The following is a 24,636-nucleotide window of genomic DNA, read 5'->3' as shown; positions in this document are numbered from 1 at the left end:
AATCTAGTCTGTTAGGTGGGTTAGGGTTGACTTAACCCACTATTTATCTCTTTATCCCTGAAATTGTATCAGTTGCTCGTTAGTCTCCCGCTAGTCACCACCACATCGGGATAAAAGTATTTTTTCCATGGTTATATCTGTAGCTTGATATCTACAATATACACTTCACAAGAGCCACCAGTTAGAGCATCCTCTAAGGGTTTCGAAGAAGTTGAGAAATGTGATTATGGTTGCGTGTACCATCACTTATGTAACTTTCTCACCCTAATATTATTAGCGTTTATAGCCTTTTTCAGGCTCATCAAGTACACACCAATTCCCTATTCCCTATTCCCTATTCCCTATTCCCTATTCCCTATTCCCTGTTCCCTGTTCCCTGTTCCCTGTTCCCTGTTCCCTCAAACTAAAAAAAATGTACCTCACGAGCATGGGAAATGCTATATATTGACAGGGTTACCCAATTTTAACCGGAAAAATTAATAATATTTAAACGTTGCACATTCTCTAAAGTTGTGCCATATTCAATCTGATTCAATAAAGGAAACAATGAAAAAAATCCTTCAGATGACCTTTTTGAAAAAGACATATTTTGATTAGAGATACTTATCTAAAAATGTTAATCGACGCACGCAAATTACCCCAAGATGAAACTCTGGAAACTGAAGTTTGTATTGTTGGAGCTGAACCAGCAGGTATTACTTTAGCGCGTGAATTAGCCCGAACAGATTTTCGGGTGATTTTATTAGAAACTGGTGGATTAAATTTTGATCGTCATGCTCAATCACTGACTTTAGGTGAAAGTGTTAATAATCATTTTGACACCTTAGAAAGTCAGCGTTGTTTTCAGTTCGGAGGTACGGCTAACTTTTGGAAAATTCGCCTAGGTAATAATGTCATTGGTGTTAGGTATGCACCATTAGATAAAATAGACTTTGAAAAGCGCGATTGGCTACCTTACAGTGGTTGGCCTTTTGATAAATCTCATCTTGATCCTTTTTATAAACGCGCTCATCAACTTTGCCAACTGGGAACTTTTAGTTATGATGCTCAGGACTGGGAAGAAGCTCAAACTCCTTGTTTGCCATTTTCTGGGAATGTAACTACTAATATGTTTCAGTTTGGCCCTCGTGCTGTATTTACCCATGATTCCCGTGAAGTAATTCAGCAAGCCAGAAATATTACCACATATCTCAATGCTAGCCTAGTGGAAATTGAGACAGATGAAACAGCCACAAATGTAACTCGTTTAAGGGTGGCTTGTTTATCTGGCAAAGAATTTTGGGTACGTGCCAAATTTACTATACTAGCAACAGGTGGTATAGAAGCGGCACGTTTATTATTACTATCAAATAAAGTGCAAACAACTGGGTTAGGTAATCAAAATGATCTAGTAGGGAGATTCTTTATGGATCATTCTTTAGTTCATGGTGGTAAATTAATTCCTAATAATCCACAGATTTTTCACAAAACAGCTTTATATGATTTACGGCGGGTTAATAACATTCCAGTCATGGGTAAGTTAACTTTGACAGAAGAATGTATGCACCATCAACAATTACTAAATGTTAGTACATTAATGTTTCCTATTCCCAAACTACATCAGTTAAAAGCTGCAAATTCCCTGAAAACATTGCTGTTATCAATACATAAACCACAAGTACGTCAAGATATTCTCAAACACTTAAAAAATATTGTTTTTGGTCTTGACTATATTTTACCTGCTGCTTACGGAGCAATTATCAAGCAGGAACCTTTTATTCCTAGTTTGGCTTGGAGTGGTTGGTCTTATATTCCAGATAAAGAAAGACGATTTGCCGGTTTTACCCTTCTACAAATAGCTGAACAAGTCCCCGACCCTGACAATCGTATAACACTGACTGGCGATCGCGATCGCCTCGGTCGTCAACGAGTCAAGTTACACTGGCGTTGGAATGAAATTGATATTGAACACATCAATAGAACCCAAGATATTTTACAACAAGAAATTGCTCTGGCTGGCATTGGTGAGTTACAAATTGAACGAGATGGCAATTTACCAAAATTAATCCATCCTGGTTTACATCATCACATGGGAACAACAAGGATGCATGATGACCCCAAACAGGGTGTTGTTGATAGAAATTGCCAAGTCCATGGTATTTCTAACCTATTCATCGCCAGTAGCTCTGTGTTTCCTACAGGAGGTTTTGCTAATCCTACACTTACCATTGTTGCTTTAGCCATGAGGTTAGCTGACCATATCAAGAATATTATGGCAGTAAATTAATTGCTTCCCAGCATTTTATCCCGTAAATGTTTAATGCGATACCTAAAATTTATTCTTTGTGATTATTGCTACTACAAATCTTTCTCACTAATTCCAGCATCCTTCAAAATGCTTTTTAAAGTTCCTTTTGGCAAATCACGATTACTATGAACTGGAATGGAAAGGATGACTTCAAGATCCTTTTTTCCATAAATGTAATGGCTACCAGTAATTCGTTTTAGCTCCCAGCCATATCGTTCCACAACCTTGCAAAGTTCCTTACCTGAAACAGATTTCATAGAGATAGCTCAACCAATTGCTTTTCTGCTTCACTCGCCTCTCGGTCACTAGCAACATCTAACCAACCTTGAACAGCATCTTCAAGCATTTCTAGTAGATGTTCGTAGCTGTCTCCCCAAGTGTGACAACCAGGTAAAGCAGGTACAGAACCGCACCAAACACCATCTTCCTGCCAAATTAATACTTTAATTTTCATAACCAGTACTCAAAATATTGTCATGCCTACATTTTAGTATTACGGGCGGGTTTACTAGTATGTTGACTTCCCCCCTTGTCTTCGGGGTCTTGCCTTCACCCATAAGTAAAACTTAACTTCCCAGCATTTTATCCCGTAAATGTTTAATGCGATCGCGCAATTTTGCCGCCTGTTCAAATTCCAATTTCTTGGCTGCTGCTTTCATCTGTTCTTCTAACTTCCCAATCAACTCTGGAATCTGTTCTAGTGGTAATTCATCTATATGTTCATCTACCACTTTTAAATCATTACCATTCAACCGCCGAGAAACTTCTAAAAATGATAAAATGGCATTACTTGACCTTTTAACAATAGATTGGGGTGTAATACCGTGCATCTGGTTATATGCAATTTGAATACCCCGCCTCCTGTCTGTTTCATCAATGGCTTTAACCATACTATCTGTGAGACGGTCAGCGTATAAAATCGCCTGTCCCCGGACGTGACGCGCTGCTCTACCAATAGTTTGAATTAAAGAACGTTCAGCCCGTAAAAAGCCCTCTTTATCAGCATCCATAATTGCAACTAAGGAAACCTCCGGTAAATCCAAACCTTCCCGCAGCAAGTTTACCCCCACCAAAACATCAAAATTACCCCCGCGCAAATCTTGTAAAATCTCTATCCGCTCAATAGAATTAATCTCTGAATGCAAATAGCGCACCCGGATACTTTGCTCCTGGAGATACTCGGTCAAATCCTCCGCCATTTTTTTAGTTAAGGTGGTAATTAACACCCTTTCTTGGCGTTCTACCCTCTCTTTAATTTCCCCTAATAAATCATCAACTTGTCCTGCTGTGGGGCGTACAAAAATTTCCGGATCAACTACCCCAGTCGGTCTAATTACTTGTTCAGCAATATGACCCTGAGATACTTCTAACTCCCAATTTCCTGGGGTGGCGGAAACAAAAATACATTGATTCACTTTTTGCCAAAATTCTTCCGCTTGTAACGGTCGGTTATCAGCAGCACTAGGAAGACGAAACCCATGGTCAATTAACACTTTTTTCCTAGCTTGGTCACCGTTATACATACCCCGAAGTTGTGGTACTGTAACGTGTGATTCATCTATGACTAATAACCAATCTTTAGGAAAATAATCAATTAAACATTCTGGGGGTTCCCCCGCCTTTCTTCCCGCTAAGTGACGCGAATAGTTCTCAACCCCGTTACAATAACCTACTTGTTGCAACATTTCCAGGTCATAGCGTGTACGCTGGTCTATGCGTTGTGCTTCTAAGAGTTTCCCCCCCTGTTCTAATTCGGCTTTGTGCTGCTTTAACTCCGCCGCAATATCATCACAAGCTGCTTCTAGGCGTTCTTCTGGGGTGACAAAGTGACGCGCTGGGTAAATATTCACAGTCTCTAAACTGCGGATAATTTCACCGGTCACCGGGTCAATATATCTAATAGCGTCGATTTCATCCCCAAAGAATTCTACCCGAATAATTCTATCTTCATAGGCTGGGCCAATTTCTAAGACATCCCCCCGGACGCGAAAACGTCCCCGACTCATTTCTACATCGTTACGACTATACTGTACTGATGCTAAATCGCGTAAAATTTGCCGCTGGTTTACTTCCATACCTATGCGCAAGGGAATGGCAGCTTTCAGATATTCTGCGGGAATACCTAAACCGTAGATACAGCTAATGGAAGCCACTACAATTACATCACGCCTTTCAAAGAGCGATCGCGTGGCGGAGTGGCGCAACATATCGATTTCATCATTAATCGAAGATGTTTTTTCAATATAGGTATCTGTAACGGGAATATAGGCCTCTGGTTGGTAATAATCGTAGTAGCTGACAAAATACTCCACCGCGTTATTAGGAAAAAATTCCCGCAATTCGTTACACAGTTGTGCTGCCAGGGTTTTATTATGGGCTAGTAGTAAGGTGGGCTTACCCACTTTTTCAATCACTGCGGCTATGGAAAAGGTCTTACCTGTACCTGTAGCCCCTAGTAAAGTTTGGTAACGGTTACCAGCTGCAATACTGGCGCTCAGTTGGGCGATCGCCCGTGGTTGATCTCCTGTGGGAATAAATGGAGCTTGAAGACAAAATCCTGTCATAAAATACCATATCTGATGTTAACCGCACTGTTTATGCCCTGCTGAACTGAGAACATAAAAGTAATAAATAGCAATACTATTTTACAAAAATTTACAATTTAATCACAATTTAAATTTACTTATGTATCACTTTAAAAGATACTAATATCATTACTAGGTTATTTCAGGTTACACTCTTGATGAGTAGGGAAAAATCATTTTTCCTTAATTATTGTAAAATCCAGTTAATAAACTAGAGGTATCCGTTTATGAGTATTAGTAGCACTGGGGAAGAAACCGATGCTCAACAACAGGATACCAAGCTTAAGGGAGAAAAGACAGTGGCAGTTGAAAACAAGCAGGATAATAATTTGAATACGGATAACGTCGAAAAAGGCTCCGATGTACCAGCACACAAAGACGAAGGTAAACTGGCTATTGCGGGAGTACGCCCCATAGGAAGCAGTGAGCTACAAATTGCTGGAACAGTTAAAATTTCTGGAATCCGTCCTATTGGCATCAGTACATTGGCTATAGCTGATACAGTGAATATTATGGGTATTCGTCCCATCGCTGCTCAGACATTTCAAGTTGTTGACACCATCAACCTGTCTGGTATTCGTCCCATTGCTGCAAGTACATTAGTAATTGCCAATAATTACACTTCTTTTGGTAATCGTCCAACAGCATCAAATCTGATTGATGACGCCCCTGTGCTCATGGGTTTCCTAGATTAGTTCTCAAACTAATTGCAATTAACACCACTTTCCGGTTATTGGAGATAACCGGTTTTTTTGTTTTTTTAATCTAGAAAAATCTTAAGGGATAAACTTACTTTTGTCCTCAATCTTTTTATACATATATCTAATATAACCTATGGCAGAAGATGGTAGTCGAAACCTGCAACTAGATTATAAAGATAATTAAAAATACTTGGCAGTGTCATGGCGAATCCCAATGATTTTTAGTTGATTTTTTTAGTGTAATTTCAGTGGAATTTAAATAGAACCTAGAGCAATTTTTATGAGGGAGAATTATACCAGGGAGTTAATTAATCACTAATCACGGCTGCTTTGTCAATATTTGACTATTAGAGGTAAACAATGAATCTGCTGGAGCAGGGTCGCAAAATTGCGATCGCTTTCATATTAGTTTTAGTGTTAACAATAACTACCGCTTGCGGTGGCCCTACTGTCACAGAAACTGACCGCACTGCTACCCCACCTATTGGTAGTAACCAAACTTATGCACAGTTAGAAAGAGGTAATACCCCAACTGGACAAAGTTTTGGTGACTGGGTTGTACAAACATCTCAGGGATTAATTCAGGATGCTTATGTCAGAGATAATAATCAGCTTGGTGTAGTTATTTCCCCTCAAGTCAAACCCCAGGAAGTGCAACCTTTAGCAAAATCTTTAGTTCAAGGTTTTCGGAAAAACTTCCCCGATCAAAACTTAACTGTTTTTGTCTATGGCCCAGATAAGCGTTTAATTTTGACCACACAGTATAACAGGGCGACCAATCAAATTCAGTATAGCTAATTAAATCATTAAATCAGGAGTAAGTCAGGTGACAAGTAGCGAAGATTACAGAAAACAAATTCTCAAAGATTTGTCTGAAGGAAATGTAGAATCTCTTGATGATGTTTCCTATGATAACTTTGATGATTTTGCCCAGCGGACTACACCTAACCAACGTCGTCAGCTGTTTGGTAAGTCTATCAATACCCAAACAATCCCTTCTAGCCAAATGGAGCCAGAATTACAACAGGCGATCGCCCAAATCAAACCCAATGAACGGGATGATGTCGCTAGAGAGTTTTTTAAAGAATTTAAATCTAGAGGTTTAGACGACAAACGGTTAGAACAACAGTTAAATCTTTCCACTCGTAACCCCAACCGCATGACTGCTGATGATGTGAGTAAAATTGCATCCTTCGCCTATCACAACCACCCTGATATTTTCCGCGACGTGTTAGCCGAACAACCGGCTATTATGAAGTTTCTTAGTAATCCCATTGTCGCCGGACTCATTGGTATTGCTGCGGCTAAGTGGTTGGGTGGTCGCAAATAATATAGCATTTACCATGCTCGTGAGGTACAATTTTTTTTAGTTTGAGGGAACAGGGAACAGGGAACACCGGAACAGGGAACAGGGAATAGGGAATAGGGAATAGGGAATTGGTGTGTACTTCATGAGCCTGAAAAAGGCAATAAAATCTCCCAAATTCAATTCGGGAGATGTAATTCACATCACGTAAAGTTAAACCTTTGCCAATTGTGGCTCAGGACGCTTACTGTTACGAATAGATGACACAGCTTCGGCGTAATCACTGGCTTTAAATACAGCTGAACCAGCCACAATAGCATTGGCTCCCGCTTCCAAAACTTGCCAAGTATTATTAGCCTTCAGTCCCCCATCTACCTCAATCCAGGGGTCAAGACCACGTTCATCACAAATTTGGCGCAATTTGCGAATTTTAGGTAATACAGTGGGGATAAAGCTTTGACCACCAAAGCCGGGGTTAACGCTCATGATTAGTACCAAATCACACAGGTCTAGAACATTTTCAATTAGCTCTAGAGGCGTTCCTGGGTTCAGTACAACTCCTGCTTGCTTCCCTAGTTCTCTGATTTGTCCCAAAGTCCGGTGCAGGTGGGGTGAAGCATTATGCTCACAATGGACAGAAATAATATCAGCCCCTGCTTTGGCAAAATCTTCCACATATTTCTCCGGTTCCACAATCATCAAGTGGACATCCAGGGGTTTGGTTGTTACCGGGCGAATCGCCTCCACAACCAGAGGACCTATGGTAATGTTAGGTACAAAGCGACCGTCCATGACATCAACATGAATCCAATCGGCGCCAGCAGCATCTACAGCCCTAATTTCGTCGCCCAGACGACTAAAATCGGCTGATAAGATGGATGGAGATATCACAATGGGCTTTTGAGATGGTTTTTGGGTCATGGTTCGTGGGTTTTAAAGCGTTCTCTTCTGTAAGCATTTTAACAAAATTTGACCAAACGCTTATAGATTAATTTCGTTCCACGCTGTGAATTCTGGACTATAAATAATATATTCGACAATTACTAAACAGGGACGCTCAGAAAAGTTTATTGGGTTCAATAGTCACAAAGAGTTAATCAGCATTAAGTTAATCAGTATTAAACAATGGGCAGAAAACTAAGGTGGATGATTTGGGGACTGAGTGCTTCTTTTGTGAGTGCGCCTGTACTGGCTTCAGCTTTACAAAGCACTTTAAGCTCTCATGGCATTGATGCCCTGAAATTACATAAACCTCCTTATAATCTACTTGGGCGCAAAATTGCTATTGGTCAGGTTGAAATTGGACGTCCTGGTATATTTGGCTGGGATAAAGCCGTGTCTGAAAATTCTGCCGTATCATTAGCAGGAGTATTTTTACGCGATTCCCCAGCGAAGTCTAACACTGGTGTTGACTCCCACGCCTACAATGTTGCGGGGGTAATGGTTAGTCAAGACAAAGCTCTACCAGGAGTAGCGCCACAGGCGCAATTATATTCTTCTGGGGTGGGTTCCACTAGAAATATGGGACAGCCAGAACAGTGCTTAACAGCACAACACATCGCCCAGCAAAATGGCCAGGATGTCCGCGCTATTAATTTTAGTTTTGGTGAACCTCTAGCCCGTGATCCCCGTCCTGATGCTGTTTTAGATGGTAACGCCTTACTAACTTTATGTCTTGACTGGTCTAGTCGTGTTCATAATGTTTTGTATGCCATCGCCGGTAATCAAGGCAGAGGAGGAATTTCTATTCCTACAGATAACTTTAATGGGATTAACGTTGCCTTTTCATCTGCCAGGAGGGGTATTTTTAATAAGGTTGATGTTTCCAATCTGGTAGCTGGTAACCAGGGATCTAGCAATCGGTTAGCTGGTAAGGAGTTTAATATTGATGGTCGTGCTTCTATCGGTTTGGTAGCTCCGGGAAGCAATATTCCCATCTTGAATCCAGATGGTAGGTTAAATAAGGTTACAGGTACAAGTTTTGCGGCTCCCCAGGTAACAGCTAGTGTAGCTTTGTTGCAGGAATTGGGTGACCGACAAATACGCGCAAAAAAATCTAATTGGACTATTGATGCTCGCCGTCACGAGGTTATGAAAGCTGTATTATTAAATTCAGCCGATAAAATTCAAGATCAGGGTAATGGCTTACATCTGGGTATGACTCGGACTCTGATTGATAAACAAAATCAAAATTGGCTGGATTCCGACGCTTATGATGATCCTCAAATTCCTTTAGATCCTCAAATGGGAACCGGTCATTTAAATACTTTTCGCGCTTATCAGCAATTTAGCGCCGGTCAATGGCCACCATCAAGTACAGTACCTGCTGTTGGTTGGGATTATGGCTCTGTGGATGGGGGAGATACTGTTGATTACCCACTGGGAAGACCTTTAAGACAAAGCAGCTTTGTGAGTATTACTCTGAGTTGGAATCGCTTGGTGGAACTCAATGATACTAATAAAAACAATAAATATGATGTGGGTGAAAGTTTTCGCGATCGCGGTTTGAATAATCTTGACCTCTATTTAATCCCAGGGGATGGTGAAAAAAATCTCAATGCTGGTGTTATTTGCGCCTCAGTCAGTGAAATTGACAGTGTAGAGCATATTTTTTGCCCAGTCCCCACTACTGGTAATTATAAAATCCGTGTCCACTTTCGTGAACGGTTCCATCAAGCCACCCAACCCTATGCTTTAGCTTGGTGGACTGTTCCCACATCTCACCCCCGCAGATAGGGAACCCTGTAATTTTAGTAATTTTATGCGATCGCGGGTAAGATCCCCGACTTCTTACATAATTGGCATAATCTCATATAACTTATCCAGAAGTCGGGGATCTGTGTGACTCAATAAGCTCTCGGACTTCTTAAATAATTGGCATAATCTTGTATAACTTATCCAGAAGTCGGGGATCTGTGTAACTCAATAATCTCCCGGTTAATTTTATGCGATCGCGAGTAAGATCCCCGACTTCTTAGATAATTGGCATAATCTTGTATAACTTGTCCAGAAGTCGGGGATATGTGTAAATCAAGTACACACCTTAATATCATAAATCTTGTGGGGTGGGCATCTTGCCCGCCCTACTGTACCTCACTTATATGAAATCTGCTGTATCTAGTGCTCTACGGGGCGGGTAGACTCAGTTATACCCCCCACCACACTTCTAATTGACAGGGGTGTGGGTGATGAGGTTAACAAAGTTTTATCAACAAAATGTTGCATTTTATCCTAGAAGAGTTACTATTAATATAGTGCAAGGAGTGGTACCAATTCGCTCAAGGTTTGTTCCAAGTAATCCTGGAAATGCTCGGCTTACAGTAGCATTGCAGTCTTTTAGTTAGGTATCAAACAAGTCGAATGGTATTAACTTTGACAAAAAGGCAACTGCTAGCAGTTGCCTTTTTGTGTGTAAAAAATTTAGGCAAAACTTTCCTGGTCCCTTGTCAGTTAGCCTTGGTCTCCAGTATTTTAAACTGATATAAAAACTATGACTGGTAAATTAATTATATTTGAAGGAGTAGAAGGCTGCGGCAAAACTAGCCAGATGCAGCTTTGCGCCCAATGGTTGGAGAGTCTGGGTATTCCTGTACTCATGACTCGTGAACCGGGGGAACCGAGTTAGGCCTACATCTGCGCCGGATTTTACTCAAAAACCCAGAAAATCTACCCATCTCTCAGGTAACTGAATTATTATTATATGCCGCCGATCGCTCCCAACACGTTGCACAAGAACTTAAACCACATCTAGCAGCAGGAAAATATATACTGTGCGATCGCTACACCCACTCTACCACCACCTACCAAGGTTATGGTCGGGGTTTAAACATCAACTTAATTAATCAACTCAACCATATTGCCACAGATGGTTTAGTAAGTGACTTAACCATCTGGCTAGATGTTGATGTGGAAGTGGGACTAGCTCGTAAACAAGCAGCAACGGGGGGACTAGACCGCATTGAGCAAGAAACAATAGCCTTTCATCAGCGTGTTCAGCAAGGATACGCAGATTTAGCCGCACTCTATCCCTCTGAAATTGTCCGGGTAGATGGTAGTTTAACTCCACAAGCAGTGCAACAAGTAATTCAGAAAATATTACGCCAAAGGCTGCAACTGTTAAATTGCACTTAACAAGGCTGTAACTGTGTTAATAAAAGGACAATTTCATCTATGGATTGGCGGACAACTCTAGCCGGTTGTTCATAATGATTGACAATAATACTAAAAGCCAAAGGCTGATAATTCGGACTATTCACATATCCTGATAGAGACACCACCCCAGTCATTGTACCTGTTTTTGCCTGGACAATTCCCACAGCGGGAGTGTCCCGCAGGCGATTTCTTAAAGTACCGCTCACCCCCGCTACAGGTAGGGAAGCGCGAAATATTCCTGCTAGTGGTGATTTGTCCATGGCCTGTAAAGTCTGTACCAAGGCTTGGGGACTAATTAAGTTTTTGCGCGATAATCCAGAAGCATCTACTAGTATATAACTACTAGGGTCTACTCCTAACTGAGTTAAACTATTCTTGACAACTGTTAAACCTGCATCGGCCGTAGTTTGATGATTTTCTCCCGGTTGTTTAATTGCTAAAGACCTGAGTAACGCTTCAGCATACAAGTTATTACTATTGACATTTGTCTCTATTAATAGTTCAGACAAGGGGGGAGACTCCACTGCTGCTAGTTCCTTTTGGTTTTGACTACCAGTACCGTGAGATATATCTTGTACAAAAATTCCTTCCTTAACCAAAGTCTGGCGGAAGTGACGCAGGAAATGCTCAACGGGATTAAAAACTGCGATCGCCCTGATGTTAGGGGTGGAATTTACAGCCATCTGTCCTTGAATGTGCAATACTGGACCGTGTAAGCTGCGGTTGACTCTGAGAAATCCCGATTCATTTTTTTGAGTAGTCACAGAATTATTTTCTACTCGCCACATAAATGCATCCGCTGGTTCATTCCACTTGAGTTGTAATGGTTTACCGACGGTTTGGGGCGAAACTTGAAATACAGAAGCATTTTGATTGAGAATTAAACTGCTGACTGGTGCGCCATAATCAGCTGCTAAGTCTTCCCATTCCCAACTGGGATTGACAATATCCCCTTGAAAATAACTATCATCAGCAATCAACTGGTTGACTTGAGTAATACCCTGCTGGCGTAACTGCTGGGCTAATTTCTGCAACTGGGGAATCTTTAAACTGGGGTCTCCCCTACCGAAGACACGCAAAACACCCTCCCCATCTTCATAAACGGAGGTACGAATACGAAAATTACCACCTAACTCTTGTAATGCGGCCGCTGTTATCAGTAATTTGGTGTTGGAGGCCGGGGTAAAGTATTTCTCACCATCTCGCTGATAAAGTGTTTGTTGATCAGCCATATTTTTCACGATAATTCCCCACCGCACCCGGCTAAATTCAGGCCTGTTGGTTATGGTTTCTACCTCTGACTGGAGTTGGGTAGAACAAATTGTTTTCCCGGTGGGTGTGGTTGGTGCTTGTATCTGTGCTGTCGCTGTTTGGGGGGTGATGGCAATTTGGCTACTCAGAAATAACAGCAGCAAGCCAATGGTAATTTTTTTAGACATAAATGTAATTTGTAATTCTTAAGTTTCTGTGACAAAAAAGCAGAGGATTGGTTCCTCTGCGTATAAATACCGTTAATTTTCCCTTTCCCCTAATATTAGGTTATGTGGATGGTCAAACCTCTGTAGTGCAGTCCTGCTCCTTATAATTTGGTTCCACATTCAGAGCAGAATTTATGAGCGGCGTGATTTGTTGTCCCGCAATTGCTACAAGTAATTGGTTCTACTCTGGCTTTGGCTGGTTGCATAGGTAAACCAATCATTTGAGCGTTGCTTTTCCCAGGGGCTACCATGGGGTAGCAGTTTTCATCTTTGGTGACTTGGACATCAACCACCACCGGGCCATCATGTGCCAGCATTTCGGCGATCGCATCTTTTAATTGATCACGACTACGAATTACCATGCCCTTAATCCCATAGGCTTTGGTCAAATACTCAATATCCGGCATTCCTACTTCCATATTAGAGCATGAGTAGCGCTCACCATAAAAGGCTTGTTGCCACTGGCGCACCATTCCCTGCCCAACCGTTATTTAAAATAACTGTCTTGACATTAATCCCATATTGTGCTAGCGTCCCCAGTTCTTGTAAACACATCTGGAAACTAGCATCACCACTAATACAGATAACTTCTTCATCGGGAAATGCGACCTTTGCACCCATAGCCGCCGGGACCCCAAAACCCATGGTTCCCAAACCCGCGCTAGAAATCCAGCGTCTGGGTCCATTCTTGAGGAATTGCGCCGCCCACATTTGATGTTGACCTACATCTGTAGTGTAAAAAGCGTTGGGGGCTTGGCGACCAACTTCTACAATTACCTCTTGAGGAGAAAGGCTGTCGGGATACTGAGGTACTTGTAAGGGGTAGTCTTGTCGCCAACGGTTAATTAAATTTAACCATTCTTGGTTTTTATGTGGTATGTGCTTGATTCCCCCTTCCTGACAGCGACGCAACAGGTCTACCAAAACATGGCGCACATCCCCCACGATTGGCACTTCCGGGACTCTATTTTTACCTACTTCTGCCGGGTCGATGTCGATGTGAATTACTTTGGCATGGGAAGCAAATTCATCCAACTTACCTGTAACACGGTCGTCAAATCTAGCACCAACGCAGATTAATAAATCGCAATCTGTCACTGCAAAGTTAGCGTAAGCTGTACCGTGCATCCCTAACATTCCCACAGACAGGGGATGATGTTCATCGAATGCACCGATACCCATTAAGGTTGTAGTCACCGGGATATTAAATAGTTCGGCTAGTTCCTTAACTTCTGCGTGTGCGTTAGATGCGATCGCCCCACCACCCACATATAATAAAGGGCGGTGACTGTTACGAATTAACTGAATTGCGGCGTTGATTTGTCTGGGATTCCCCTTAACCGTAGGACGATAGCCGCGTAATTTCAGACTTCCCGGTTCCACTGGTACATAGTCACATTCTTCTAAAGCCACATCTTTAGGCACATCAATCAAAACAGGACCCGGTCGTCCCGTGCTAGCGATGTGGAACGCTTCCGCCACAATTCGCGCCATGTTTTTCGGGTCACGCACTACATAGGAGTGTTTGACTATTGGTAGGGTAATTCCATAAATATCGGTTTCTTGAAATGCATCCGTACCAATAGCAGCCCGTGGCACTTGTCCTGTAACTACAATCATGGGAATCGAGTCCATATAGGCTGTAGCAATGCCTGTGACTAAATTCGTTGCCCCAGGTCCAGAAGTGCCAAAGCATACTCCCACCTTTCCAGTAGCACGGGCATAGCCGTCGGCAGCGTGGGCGGCACCTTGTTCGTGTCGTACTAAAATGTGCTTAATAGCACCGGTGGATTCTACTTTGTAAAGGTCATCGTAAATTGGGAGGATTGCCCCACCAGGATAACCAAAAATGTATTCAACTTCATGGCGCAAAAGACTGTCAAGCAGTGCAAAACCACCAGTTACACGCTTGGACGCGTACGACTGGCGATTGACCAGACTGATTGTGATTTTCGGTTTGTGGGAGACTAGTTAAGGATGGCAAGCGCACGGTCACGGTCAAACCTCAGACGATAGCTAAGTTAACGCGTAAATTCTGTATTTAGTATTCCATTTTAATGTAAAACTTGAATTTAAACTGTCCAGAAAAAGATAAAGTTTGACATATAGCAAGAATTCCTGACATTAAACCACCGGTGAACACCACTTTTAACTAAAAATATCATAAAATATCATAGCCATATATTACCCATGTCCTTTGACAATCTCTGCAAGCTACTATCAGAAAAACACCCCCAAAGGTTCGCCAGTTGGGTATTAGGGACACCGCAAGGGGATGTCACAATTCTCAAAACCGAATTAAGCATAGAACCCATCCGCGCCGATTATGTCACCTTTTTACAACTGCAAGGCAGGATTCTACATTTAGAATTTCAAACCAAATTAGAATCCACACCACCCCTACCACTACGAATGTTAGACTATTGGGTAAGGTTGTATCGCTTGTATCGTTTACCAGTGACACAAGTGGTAGTATTACTACTTCCTCCCCTGGATGAGGGAGAAATCACTACAGCCTTTAACGTGGAAACTACCCGTCATGAATATCGTCTAATTCGGATGTGGGAACAAAACCCAGAAATCTTTCTCCAAGACCCTGCATTGTTACCACTAGCACCATTAACAGCGACCAACCAACCCCAAACCTTGCTGACGGAAATTGTCTCACGAATTAACGCACTGGAGACAACTCAGCGCCCTGAAATTTCGGCTTACACCCAAATTTTAGCCGGGTTAAAATTTAAGAAGGATTTAATTAGAAGACTATTTCGGGAGGGTATGATGCGCGAGTCAGTAATTTACCAAGAAATTCTCGAAGAAGGGGAACAAATAGGGGAACTGCGAGGAGAACAGCGAGGAGAACGACGTTTAGTTATACGTCTACTCACTCGCAGGGTGGGAGAATTACCCCCAGATATAGGCGCACAATTGGCAAATTTATCATTGGAAGAATTAGAAAATCTCGGTGAGGCTTTATTAGACTTTACCAGTTTGTTAGATTTGCAGTCCTGGTTAGGTAATAAGTAGAAACTAAACCCCAGAATACCTGGTATTTTGGGGTATCATCACTTATGTATCCTCATGGTTAATCAAACAACCATTTATTACCCATGTCCTTTGACAATCTCTGCAAGCTACTATCAGAAAAACACCCCCAAAGGTTCGCCAGTTGGGTATTAGGGACACCGCAAGGGGATGTCACAATTCTCAAAACCGAATTAAGCATAGAACCCATCCGCGCCGATTATGTCACCTTTTTACAACTGCAAGGCAGGATTCTACATTTAGAATTTCAAACCAAATTAGAATCCACACCACCCCTACCACTGCGAATGTTAGACTATTGGGTAAGGTTGTATCGCTTGTATCGTTTACCAGTGACACAAGTAGTAGTATTACTGCTTCCTCCCCTGGATGAGGGAGAAATCACTACAGCCTTTAACGTGGAAACTACCCGTCATGAATATCGTCTAATTCGGATGTGGGAACAAAACCCAGAAATCTTTCTCCAAGACCCTGCATTGTTACCACTAGCACCATTAACAGCGACCAACCAACCCCAAACCTTGCTGACGGAAATTGTCTCACGGATTAACGCACTGGAGACAACTCAGCGCCCTGAAATTTCGGCTTACACCCAAATTTTAGCCGGGTTAAAATTTAAGAAGGATTTAATTAGAAGACTATTTCGGGAGGGTATGATGCGGGAGTCAGTAATTTACCAAGAAATTCTCGAACAAGGAGAACAAATAGGCGAACTGCGAGGGAAACAAATAGGAGAACAAATAGGGGAACTGCGAGGGAAACAGCAAGGGGAACTGCGAGAACGACGTTTACTTGTACGTCAACTCACTCGCAGGGTGGGAGAATTACCCCCAGATATAGGCGCACAATTAGCAAATTTATCATTGGAAGAATTAGAAAATCTCGGTGAGGCTTTATTAGACTTTACCAGTTTGTTAGATTTGCAGTCCTGGTTAGGTAATAAGTAGAAAATAAACCCCAAAATAACCGGTATTTTGGGGTATCATCACTTATGTATCCTCATGGTTAATCAAACAACCATATATTACCCATGTCCTTTGACAATCTCTGCAAGCTACTATCAGAAAAACACCCCCAAAGGTTCGCCAGTTGGGTATTAGGGACACCGCAAGGGGATGTCACAATTCTCAAAACCGAATTAAGCATAGAACCCATCCGCGCCGATTATGTCACCTTTTTACAACTGCAAGGCAGGATTCTACATTTAGAATTTCAAACCAAATTAGAATCCACACCACCCCTACCACTACGAATGTTAGACTATTGGGTAAGGTTGTATCGCTTGTATCGTTTACCAGTGACACAAGTGGTAGTATTACTGCTTCCTCCCCTGGATGAGGGAGAAATCACTACAGCCTTTAACGTGGAAACTACCCGTCATGAATATCGTCTAATTCGGATGTGGGAACAAAACCCAGAAATCTTTCTCCAAGACCCTGCATTGTTACCACTAGCACCATTAACAGCGACCACCCAACCCCAAACCTTGCTGACAGAAATTGTCTCACGAATTAACGCACTGGAGACAACCCAGCGCCCTGAAATTTCTGCTTACACCCAAATTTTAGCCGGGTTAAAATTTAAGAAGGATTTAATTAGAAGACTATTTCGGGAGGGTATGATGCGGGAGTCAGTAATTTACCAAGAAATTCTCGAAGAAGGAGAACAAATAGGGGAACAGCGAGGGAAACAGCAAGGAGAACAAAGGGAAAGACGTTTACTTATACGTCAACTTACACGCAGGGTGGGAGAATTACCCCCGGATATAGGCGCACAATTGGCAAATTTATCATTGGAAGAATTAGAAAATCTCGGTGAGGCTTTATTAGACTTTACCAGTTTGTTAGATTTGCAGTCCTGGTTAGGTAATAAGTAGAAAATAAACCCCAAAATAACCGGTATTTTGGGGTATCATCACTTATGTATCCTCATGGTTAATCAAACAACCATATATTACCCATGTCCTTTGACAATCTCTGCAAGCTACTATCAGAAAAACACCCCCAAAGGTTCGCCAGTTGGGTATTAGGGACACCGCAAGGGGATGTCACAATTCTCAAAACCGAATTAAGCATAGAACCCATCCGCGCCGATTATGTCACCTTTTTACAACTGCAAGGCAGGATTCTACATTTAGAATTTCAAACCTTAGAATCCACACCACCCCTACCACTACGAATGTTAGACTATTGGGTAAGGTTGTATCGCTTGTATCGTTTACCAGTGACACAAGTGGTAGTATTACTACTTCCTCCCCTGGATGAGGGGGAAATCACTACAGCCTTTAACGTGGAAACTACCCGTCATGAATATCGTCTAATTCGGATGTGGGAACAAAACCCAGAAATCTTCCTCCAAGACCCTGCATTGTTACCAATAGCACCATTAACAGCGACCACCCAACCCCAAACCTTGCTGACAGAAATTGTCTCACGAATTAACGCACTGGAGACAACCCAGCGCCCTGAAATTTCGGCTTACACCCAAATTTTAGCCGGGTTAAAATTTAAGAAGGATTTAATTAGAAGACTATTTCGGGAGGGTATGATGCGGGAGTCAGTAATTTACCAAGAAATTCTCGAAGAAGGAGAACAAATAGGCGAACAGCGAGAACGAAGTTTAGTTGTACGTCAACTTACACGCAGGGTGGGAGAACTACCCCCAGATATAGGCGCACAATTGGCAAATTTATCATTGGAAGAATTAGAAAATCTCGGTGAGGCTTTATTAGACTTTACCAGTTTGTTAGATTTGCAGTCCTGGTTAGGTAATAAGTAGAAAATAAACCCCAAAATAACCGGTATTTTGGGGTATCATCACTTATGTATCCTCATGGTTAATCAAACAACCATATATTACCCATGTCCTTTGACAATCTCTGCAAGCTACTATCAGAAAAACACCCCCAAAGGTTCGCCAGTTGGGTATTAGGGACACCGCAAGGGGATGTCACAATTCTCAAAACCGAATTAAGCATAGAACCCATCCGCGCCGATTATGTCACCTTTTTACAACTGCAAGGCAGGATTCTACATTTAGAATTTCAAACCAAATTAGAATCCACACCACCCCTACCACTACGAATGTTAGACTATTGGGTAAGGTTGTATCGCTTGTATCGTTTACCAGTGACACAAGTAGTAGTATTACTGCTTCCTCCCCAAGATGAGGGCGAAATTACTACAGCCTTTAACGTGGAAACTACCCGTCATGAATATCGTCTGATTCGGATGTGGGAACAAAACCCAGAAATCTTTCTCCAAGACCCAGCATTGTTACCACTAGCACCATTAACAGCGACCAACCAACCCCAAACCTTGCTGACGGAAATTGTCTCACGAATTAACGCACTGGAGACAACTCAGCGCCCTGAAATTTCGGCTTACACCCAAATTTTAGCCGGGTTAAAATTTAAGAAGGATTTAATTAGAAGACTATTTCGGGAGGGTATGATGCGGGAGTCAGTAATTTACCAAGAAATTCTCGAAGAAGGGGAACAAATAGGGGAACTGCGAGGAGAACAGCGAGGAGAACGACGTTTAGTTATACGTCAACTTACACGCAGGGTGGGAGAACTACCCCCAGATATAGGCGCACAATTGGCAAATTTATCATTGGAAGAATTAGAAAATCTCGGTGAGGCTTTATTAGACTTTACCAGTTTGTTAGATTTGCAGTCCTGGTTAGGTAATAAGTAGAAAATAAACCCCAGAATACGAGGTATTTTGGGGTTTCATCATTTATGTATTCTCACGGTTAATCAAAAGGCCATCTATTACCCATGTCCTTTGATAATCGGACATTTGGCATACTCACCGACCTAGAAGGTTGGTGATTTTTGAGGGTTCACTGCAACTTGCTACCGAAGTAGGGTTACAGTCGCTCCTCGCCCATTTAAAGTCGTGCCGATGCCCTATGCCGACTATTTTACATTCTACTGTACTGCACGCTAAATAGCAAGAGCTATGACAGACGAAAGCCGTCTTTCTAGGATGTTACTCTGTATCCCACTCCTTTGGTCACGGTTGTCAAAACCGAATTAACGTGAGTTGGATGGAACTAAAAAATGGTACGGGGTAGAGCAGGCAAATCTTTTGGGTAGATGTCAAATGGACTACGGTAACAATTTAGCATTTTTATGTGTTTTTTTTGACATTGCTTTAATTAATCGTAATGATCGGTTTTCTGATGCCCAGTGAAGCAAATTCATGTATAGCTAGCTTTTTGCGCTTTCCTATCCGTCCAACTCACGTTAACAATTAAGTTATACATTAAGTTTTATAACGTATAGTAATTAGCTCCTAATTTGGTGATATTTCCAAAATATACAAACTTCTTGGGTAAAACCATGAATAATCAGTCTTTTAATTCCGACTTCCCGCACAGTGCCGATGTTTTCCCTGGTTCTGACGTTATTGGTGCAGATTATTCGCCACAGCAGGATAATTTCCCAGGACAACTCAGCCCCATGGGGTCAGAATTGCAGTGGATGGATGAAGTTAAGTTAGTAGAAACTAGTGATTTTCAGTTCCCCGACTGGGATGCTTTTCCGTCTCAAGAGGATGGCAGAGATTTACTCACAGGATTGGTGCCTCAAGAGGGTGTGGGCGGGGATAGTTTGACTGGGTTGCCCAAAACAGAGATTATCTTTGTGGATCAGGCAGTGCCGGATTATCAAAGTTTCTTGACTGGATTAGGTCATCATGTAGAAACTGTTGTCCTTGACGGTTCCCAAGATGGTATCTCCCAAATGAGTGCGGTTTTGGCTCAACGTCAAGGCATTGAGGCGGTTCATGTTGTTTCCCATGGTGCTGAGGGTTCCATCAGTTTGGGTAATACTGTCTTAACACAGGCTACTTTGGCACAGTATCAGTCTCAGTTGCAGGATTGGAGTCTCTCCTTAACACCAACAGCAGATATACTGCTTTATGGGTGTGATGTGGCTGCGGGGATTGGCATTGAGTTAGTGGCGGAGTTAGCTCACTTGACGGGGGCTGATGTTGCGGCTTCTGATGATTTCACTGGTAATGCCCTGTTGGGTGGTGATTGGCATCTGGAAGTACAGACAGGAGCCATAGAGTCTAGTTTGCCCTGGCAGGAGAGTATTAATGATTATCAGTATTTATTACAATTACAAACCATCGAAGACAAGGATAAAGCATGGGATAATAACGATTTGATACGACCATCACAAGTCACTTTTGCACCAGTTGAGGGGAAATTAACTGTATCTTATTTTCAACAACTCCTTACAGTGGATAATAAAAACCGGGGATTGAGTATTAGTACTGAACAGTTAACCAATTTAACTGGAAATAATGATCTAAGCTCAGAGATAATATTTCGATCAACTGCGGGGGATCAGACTTTTAGCATAAATGCACAGGGTATTGAAGTAGTCAACAATAAACATAGATTTGCGGTTGCAGATATCTACAATTTCATCGGTGAATCTCAAAATAACAACACCCTGAATATACCTCCGGATGGTACGGTTCTGATTAGTGGAATAAATGAAGTTAAAGTCGAATTGAACGATAAACAATTTACTTTTAAAAATATTAAGAACCTCACTGGTAGCAATGGCGATGATACATTCATTTTTTCACAAACAGGAAAGTTAGATGGTGTTTTAAATGGTGGTGGTGGTAACAACACAATTCAATATGCTGGAAATCAGCCACAAACTATTACTTTTACAGGTGATAAACAAGGGACTGCTAGTAACCTAGTGGGTAACGGCGTGGGTAAAGGCTTTCAGAATATCAGCAACATAACTGGGGGAAGTCGAAGTGAGACTATAAGTTTTAAATTAGATCCAGATTCTGTGTTTGATTCTAATATTCAATATACTTTTAACGGTAATTCTGGTAATGACACTTTAAATGGTAATTCTGGTAATGACACTTTAAATGGTAATTCTGGTAATGACACTTTAAATGGTAATTCTGGTAATGACACTTTAACTGGTGGTGTTGGTAATGACACTCTAAATGGTGGTGATGGTAATGACACTCTAAATGGTGGTGCTGAAAATGACACATATATTTTTAAGAATAATTGGGGTCAAGATACGGTTGTAGAAGAACCTAATCAAGGCCAGGATACCCTGGACTTTACGGGAGTAAATCAAAATTTAAATTTTGATATCAATAATAATAACATCTTAGGTTTTACAGTTACATCTGGTAACAATACAGTTACATCTGGTAACAATCAAGTAAACGGTCAAAATCAACCTGTTACTAATGTTGAAATAATAAGAGGTGGACAAGGTACTAATACGTATACTATACGTAATATTCTAAGTAATAGTAATAGAGATGCCATTACGCTGAGGATAAAAAATCCAGAAATCCAAAATAGAGAACAAAATCAATCAATACTTGATTTAAGCAATATTAATACAGAGATAAATATTGCTATTCAGAATGGGAGCAGCAATAATGCGAATAGCAATAAGGTCATACTTTGGAACACGGAAATTACGGGAATTAGAGCAATAACTGCTGAGAACATTACCAGAATTATTGGTGGGAGGATAACAAATAATTATTACTTCGAGCCACAAGGTAATAATCAATATTTACCTGTAATTATTGAAAATCCTCCAAATCTACCAAATCCTACAAACAATTTTGATTATGACAAATATCCAACGGGTGTTCAGGTTAATTTAGGAGACCAGCCAGCACCCATAATATCCTCAGTCAAAACAGAACCCTTACTATCTGAAAGTCCGTATTTTATTCTTGATGTCTCACTACCAGATGGCGTAGACCAATTTACTTTAAAATCCAAAGACCAAGTAGAGTTTAGACGTGGTCAAACAATGGATAGATATAAAGCAACAATAGCCGGAGCATTCGGAATAAGCGGTAATTTTAGCGAGATAAAGACCAGTGGCAACGAGACCATGGAGGATCACGATTCCCCGTAACGCCTCCGCTAATGAATTCATACCTGACTATGAATTGAAATTTCTAAGTACCATCAATATAACTCCACTTGATAACGGATCCCAAGAAGTATCCCATAACGGGACTGCCGGTAAGTTTAAATTAACCTATAGGAACAATAATGGATCAACCTCTGACACCGCAGAGATAGACTACAATGTTAATCAATCATCTTTACAAGCAGAACTGAGAAAGATTGAGGGATTGGAGCGAGTAGCAGTACAGGAACATGGTGACAACGGTTACGCCTGGATAATCTCCAATATACCCGAAGGTGGTAGCTTTTCAATTACTGCCTTCAAGATAACTGAACCTGATAACAGATCCCAAACAGTATCCTATAACGGGAATTCCGGTAAGTTTAAATTAACCTATAGGAACAATGATGGATTACGCTCTGACACCGCAGAGATAGACTACAATGTTAATCAATCATCTTTACAAGCAGAACTGAGAAAGATTAACGGATTGGCGGGAGTAGCAGTACAGACACATGGTGACAACGGTTACGCCTGGACAATCTCCAATATACCCGAAGGTGGTAGCTTTTCAATTGTTGATAATGATAATAATGTCTTCTCTACAGAGCTAAAAAGTCCTATTCAACATGCTCTTCCCTCCCAATGGCGGGTTACTCGTCCCGAATCTGTAGAGGGTCAAAATGCGAGGATAGTATTAACTAGGAATAATCATAATCCTACTATTGCTCAACTCGGTCAAAATCCTAATTATAATAATGAAATAACAAATCAAATTCTAACCAGCCTAGGCAATAATCAATATCAGGTCAGCGTTACGGGGTTAGGAAGTATAACTAAGCCGTGGATCATCACAATTAGTCCTCTTGCTCAGGATGGTGCACAGATAACAGACGTTAAATTTGAGGTTGTCGATCAGCAAGGCAATGTTATCTCTATCCCTGCCAGTTCTGCGACGGGAACCACCAGTCCTATTCCTAGTATTCAAAAAATTATTGGCAGTCCAAATAATGACATTCTAGATGGTGGTGCTGGTAATGACATTCTAGATGGTGGTGATGGTATTGACATTCTAGATGGTGGTGCTGCTAATGACACTTTAAATGGTGGTGATGGTAATGACATTCTAAATGGTGGTGCTAATAATGACACTTTAAATGGTGGTGCTAATAATGACACTCTAGATGGTGGTGCTAATAATGACACTCTAGATGGTGGTGCTGATAATGACACTTTAAATGGTGGTGCTGGTAATGACACTTTAAATGGTGGTGATGGTAAAGACAAATATGTCTTTACCAGTGGTTGGGGTCATGATCAGGTAACTGAACAAAAGAGAGACGTAAACACTTTAAATTTCTCTGGTGTCGTTGATGACAATAAATTCGCCTATATTCTCAGTGATGGCAAATTAATAGCTGGTGATTATGATAGCAACAGAAATATAGACGAATACTTAAAAACTGCTCAGGCCAGCCTCAAGGGTTGGAAGAGTTCTTCAGGTAGTGTTAGTCTTAAAGTCGAACCCAAAGGGGGAGCACCACAAGAGGAACAACAACCAGACAACTTGTTGTTTAAAAACTCAGTGTCCGTCGGTTCAGACAGCTTCAAAAATATCTCCGGCATTGTTGCTGCTGATGTAGATAGTCATTTCCTATTTGGTAATAACTGGGGAGTGCAGGGGAATAGGTATTTAGGGGTCTTGGACAGATTCCTCCCATTCGGAAATGACCTGGTGACAGCGCGTGTGAATCGTAACCAAAGGTTAGAGATTGATACTAGGCATATGTTCGCCAACCGTGAGTTGGTAATTGATTTTCGGCAAGTAACCAAAGAATTGCAGTTTGTTTTTGAATATGTTGATGGTCATGTGCAACTCACTGTTAAACGCACTGCCAATGCAGAAATTCCAGTTTACGGACCTAGCTTCCTAACTATTGATTTCAGTGAAATTGTCTTTACCCATGTGGGAGAAAGAACCACTATTTATGGTGGACGTAATGCCAATACTTTTACCATGGATGCTAGTGTTCAAAAAAGTGGTCAAGAGTTTAAGGGTAAATTAATAGGTGGTGAAGGCAATCGTTTAGGTGGTGAAAATCGTTTAGGTGGTGCAGGCAGTGGTGGTTTTGTAAATTCCATAGC

At 41.5% G+C, this 24,636-nt stretch carries 17 protein-coding genes and 2 pseudogenes (1 of these 19 only partly in view); 13 read left to right on the top strand and 6 right to left on the bottom strand.

Annotation, left to right across the window (positions count from 1 at the left end):
• The first annotated feature begins 613 nt into the window (after positions 1-613).
• Positions 614-2,266, top strand: a complete 1,653-nt coding sequence (locus AC6IZ0_RS02970; RefSeq protein ID WP_497725028.1) for a GMC oxidoreductase — start codon at positions 614-616, stop codon at positions 2,264-2,266.
• A 71-nt stretch (positions 2,267-2,337) separates the two neighbouring features.
• Here AC6IZ0_RS02970 and AC6IZ0_RS02965 read toward each other — a convergent pair whose 3' ends face one another.
• The 3 genes from AC6IZ0_RS02965 to uvrB form a co-directional block, all read right to left on the bottom strand.
• Positions 2,338-2,544, bottom strand: a complete 207-nt coding sequence (locus tag AC6IZ0_RS02965) for a type II toxin-antitoxin system HicA family toxin (protein WP_271732149.1) — start codon at positions 2,542-2,544, stop codon at positions 2,338-2,340.
• Positions 2,541-2,741 (bottom strand): type II toxin-antitoxin system HicB family antitoxin, encoded by a 201-nt coding sequence (locus AC6IZ0_RS02960; RefSeq protein ID WP_271732150.1) that lies wholly within the window; start codon positions 2,739-2,741, stop codon positions 2,541-2,543. Before AC6IZ0_RS02960 ends, AC6IZ0_RS02965 begins: the two co-directional genes overlap by 4 nt.
• A gap of 112 nt (positions 2,742-2,853) precedes the next feature.
• Positions 2,854-4,851 carry an excinuclease ABC subunit UvrB gene (uvrB, locus tag AC6IZ0_RS02955; RefSeq protein WP_497725026.1) on the bottom strand — a complete coding sequence of 666 codons (1,998 nt, stop codon included), beginning with the start codon at positions 4,849-4,851 and terminating at the stop codon, positions 2,854-2,856.
• Between the two features lie 248 nt (positions 4,852-5,099).
• Here uvrB and AC6IZ0_RS02950 point away from each other — a divergent pair, with 248 nt between their 5' ends.
• The 3 genes from AC6IZ0_RS02950 (at position 5,100) to AC6IZ0_RS02940 (ending at position 6,903) form a co-directional block, all read left to right on the top strand.
• A complete protein-coding gene (locus AC6IZ0_RS02950) occupies positions 5,100-5,567 on the top strand; it encodes a hypothetical protein (RefSeq protein ID WP_497725024.1) in 468 nt (155 codons plus the stop codon).
• Positions 5,568-5,933: 366 nt separating this feature from the next.
• Positions 5,934-6,371, top strand: a complete 438-nt coding sequence (locus AC6IZ0_RS02945; RefSeq protein WP_271733421.1) for a hypothetical protein — start codon at positions 5,934-5,936, stop codon at positions 6,369-6,371.
• Between the two features lie 28 nt (positions 6,372-6,399).
• Positions 6,400-6,903 (top strand): hypothetical protein, encoded by a 504-nt coding sequence (locus AC6IZ0_RS02940; protein WP_271733422.1) that lies wholly within the window; start codon positions 6,400-6,402, stop codon positions 6,901-6,903.
• 189 nt (positions 6,904-7,092) lie between these two features.
• Here AC6IZ0_RS02940 and rpe read toward each other — a convergent pair whose 3' ends face one another.
• Complete coding sequence (gene rpe / locus AC6IZ0_RS02935; protein WP_271733423.1) at positions 7,093-7,800, bottom strand: ribulose-phosphate 3-epimerase; 708 nt, start codon at positions 7,798-7,800, stop codon at positions 7,093-7,095.
• Positions 7,801-8,004: 204 nt separating this feature from the next.
• On the opposite strand from rpe, the gene AC6IZ0_RS02930 reads away from it, so the two are divergent.
• Both AC6IZ0_RS02930 and tmk read left to right on the top strand, forming a co-directional pair.
• Positions 8,005-9,615 (top strand): S8 family serine peptidase, encoded by a 1,611-nt coding sequence (locus AC6IZ0_RS02930; RefSeq protein WP_497725022.1) that lies wholly within the window; start codon positions 8,005-8,007, stop codon positions 9,613-9,615.
• 754 nt (positions 9,616-10,369) lie between these two features.
• A pseudogene (gene tmk / locus AC6IZ0_RS02925) lies at positions 10,370-11,010 on the top strand (dTMP kinase).
• Here tmk and dacB read toward each other — a convergent pair.
• Positions 11,007-12,470: a D-alanyl-D-alanine carboxypeptidase/D-alanyl-D-alanine endopeptidase gene (gene dacB, locus AC6IZ0_RS02920; protein ID WP_497725020.1), complete on the bottom strand. Its 1,464-nt coding sequence runs from the start codon at positions 12,468-12,470 to the stop codon at positions 11,007-11,009. The pseudogene tmk and the gene dacB overlap by 4 nt on opposite strands.
• Positions 12,471-12,610: 140 nt before the next feature.
• Positions 12,611-14,505, bottom strand: a pseudogene (gene ilvB / locus AC6IZ0_RS02915) (biosynthetic-type acetolactate synthase large subunit).
• Positions 14,506-14,699: 194 nt separating this feature from the next.
• Here ilvB and AC6IZ0_RS02910 point away from each other — a divergent pair.
• The 7 genes from AC6IZ0_RS02910 to AC6IZ0_RS02880 all read left to right on the top strand — a co-directional run.
• Positions 14,700-15,536, top strand: a complete 837-nt coding sequence (locus AC6IZ0_RS02910) for an Rpn family recombination-promoting nuclease/putative transposase (protein WP_497725018.1) — start codon at positions 14,700-14,702, stop codon at positions 15,534-15,536.
• 83 nt (positions 15,537-15,619) lie between these two features.
• Positions 15,620-16,501, top strand: coding sequence for an Rpn family recombination-promoting nuclease/putative transposase (locus tag AC6IZ0_RS02905; RefSeq protein WP_497725017.1), 882 nt, complete (start codon positions 15,620-15,622; stop codon positions 16,499-16,501).
• A gap of 83 nt (positions 16,502-16,584) precedes the next feature.
• Positions 16,585-17,430: an Rpn family recombination-promoting nuclease/putative transposase gene (locus AC6IZ0_RS02900; protein WP_497725015.1), complete on the top strand. Its 846-nt coding sequence runs from the start codon at positions 16,585-16,587 to the stop codon at positions 17,428-17,430.
• An 83-nt stretch (positions 17,431-17,513) separates the two neighbouring features.
• Positions 17,514-18,332, top strand: coding sequence for an Rpn family recombination-promoting nuclease/putative transposase (locus AC6IZ0_RS02895; RefSeq protein ID WP_497725014.1), 819 nt, complete (start codon positions 17,514-17,516; stop codon positions 18,330-18,332).
• An 83-nt stretch (positions 18,333-18,415) separates the two neighbouring features.
• Positions 18,416-19,252 carry an Rpn family recombination-promoting nuclease/putative transposase gene (locus AC6IZ0_RS02890; RefSeq protein WP_497725013.1) on the top strand — a complete coding sequence of 279 codons (837 nt, stop codon included), beginning with the start codon at positions 18,416-18,418 and terminating at the stop codon, positions 19,250-19,252.
• A 650-nt stretch (positions 19,253-19,902) separates the two neighbouring features.
• Positions 19,903-22,494 (top strand): DUF4347 domain-containing protein, encoded by a 2,592-nt coding sequence (locus AC6IZ0_RS02885; protein ID WP_497725011.1) that lies wholly within the window; start codon positions 19,903-19,905, stop codon positions 22,492-22,494.
• Positions 22,457-24,636, top strand: the beginning of a protein-coding gene (locus AC6IZ0_RS02880) for a LamG-like jellyroll fold domain-containing protein (protein ID WP_497725009.1). The gene runs 16,159 nt beyond the window's last position; only the first 2,180 of its 18,339 coding nucleotides appear in the window; it begins with the start codon at positions 22,457-22,459; its stop codon lies off the right edge, out of view. Before AC6IZ0_RS02885 ends, AC6IZ0_RS02880 begins: the two co-directional genes overlap by 38 nt.

This window comes from Anabaenopsis sp. NIES-4685 (genome assembly GCF_059725405.1).
Note: the sequence above shows the minus strand (reverse complement) of the source record. Positions and strands in the feature narration are given on the sequence as shown.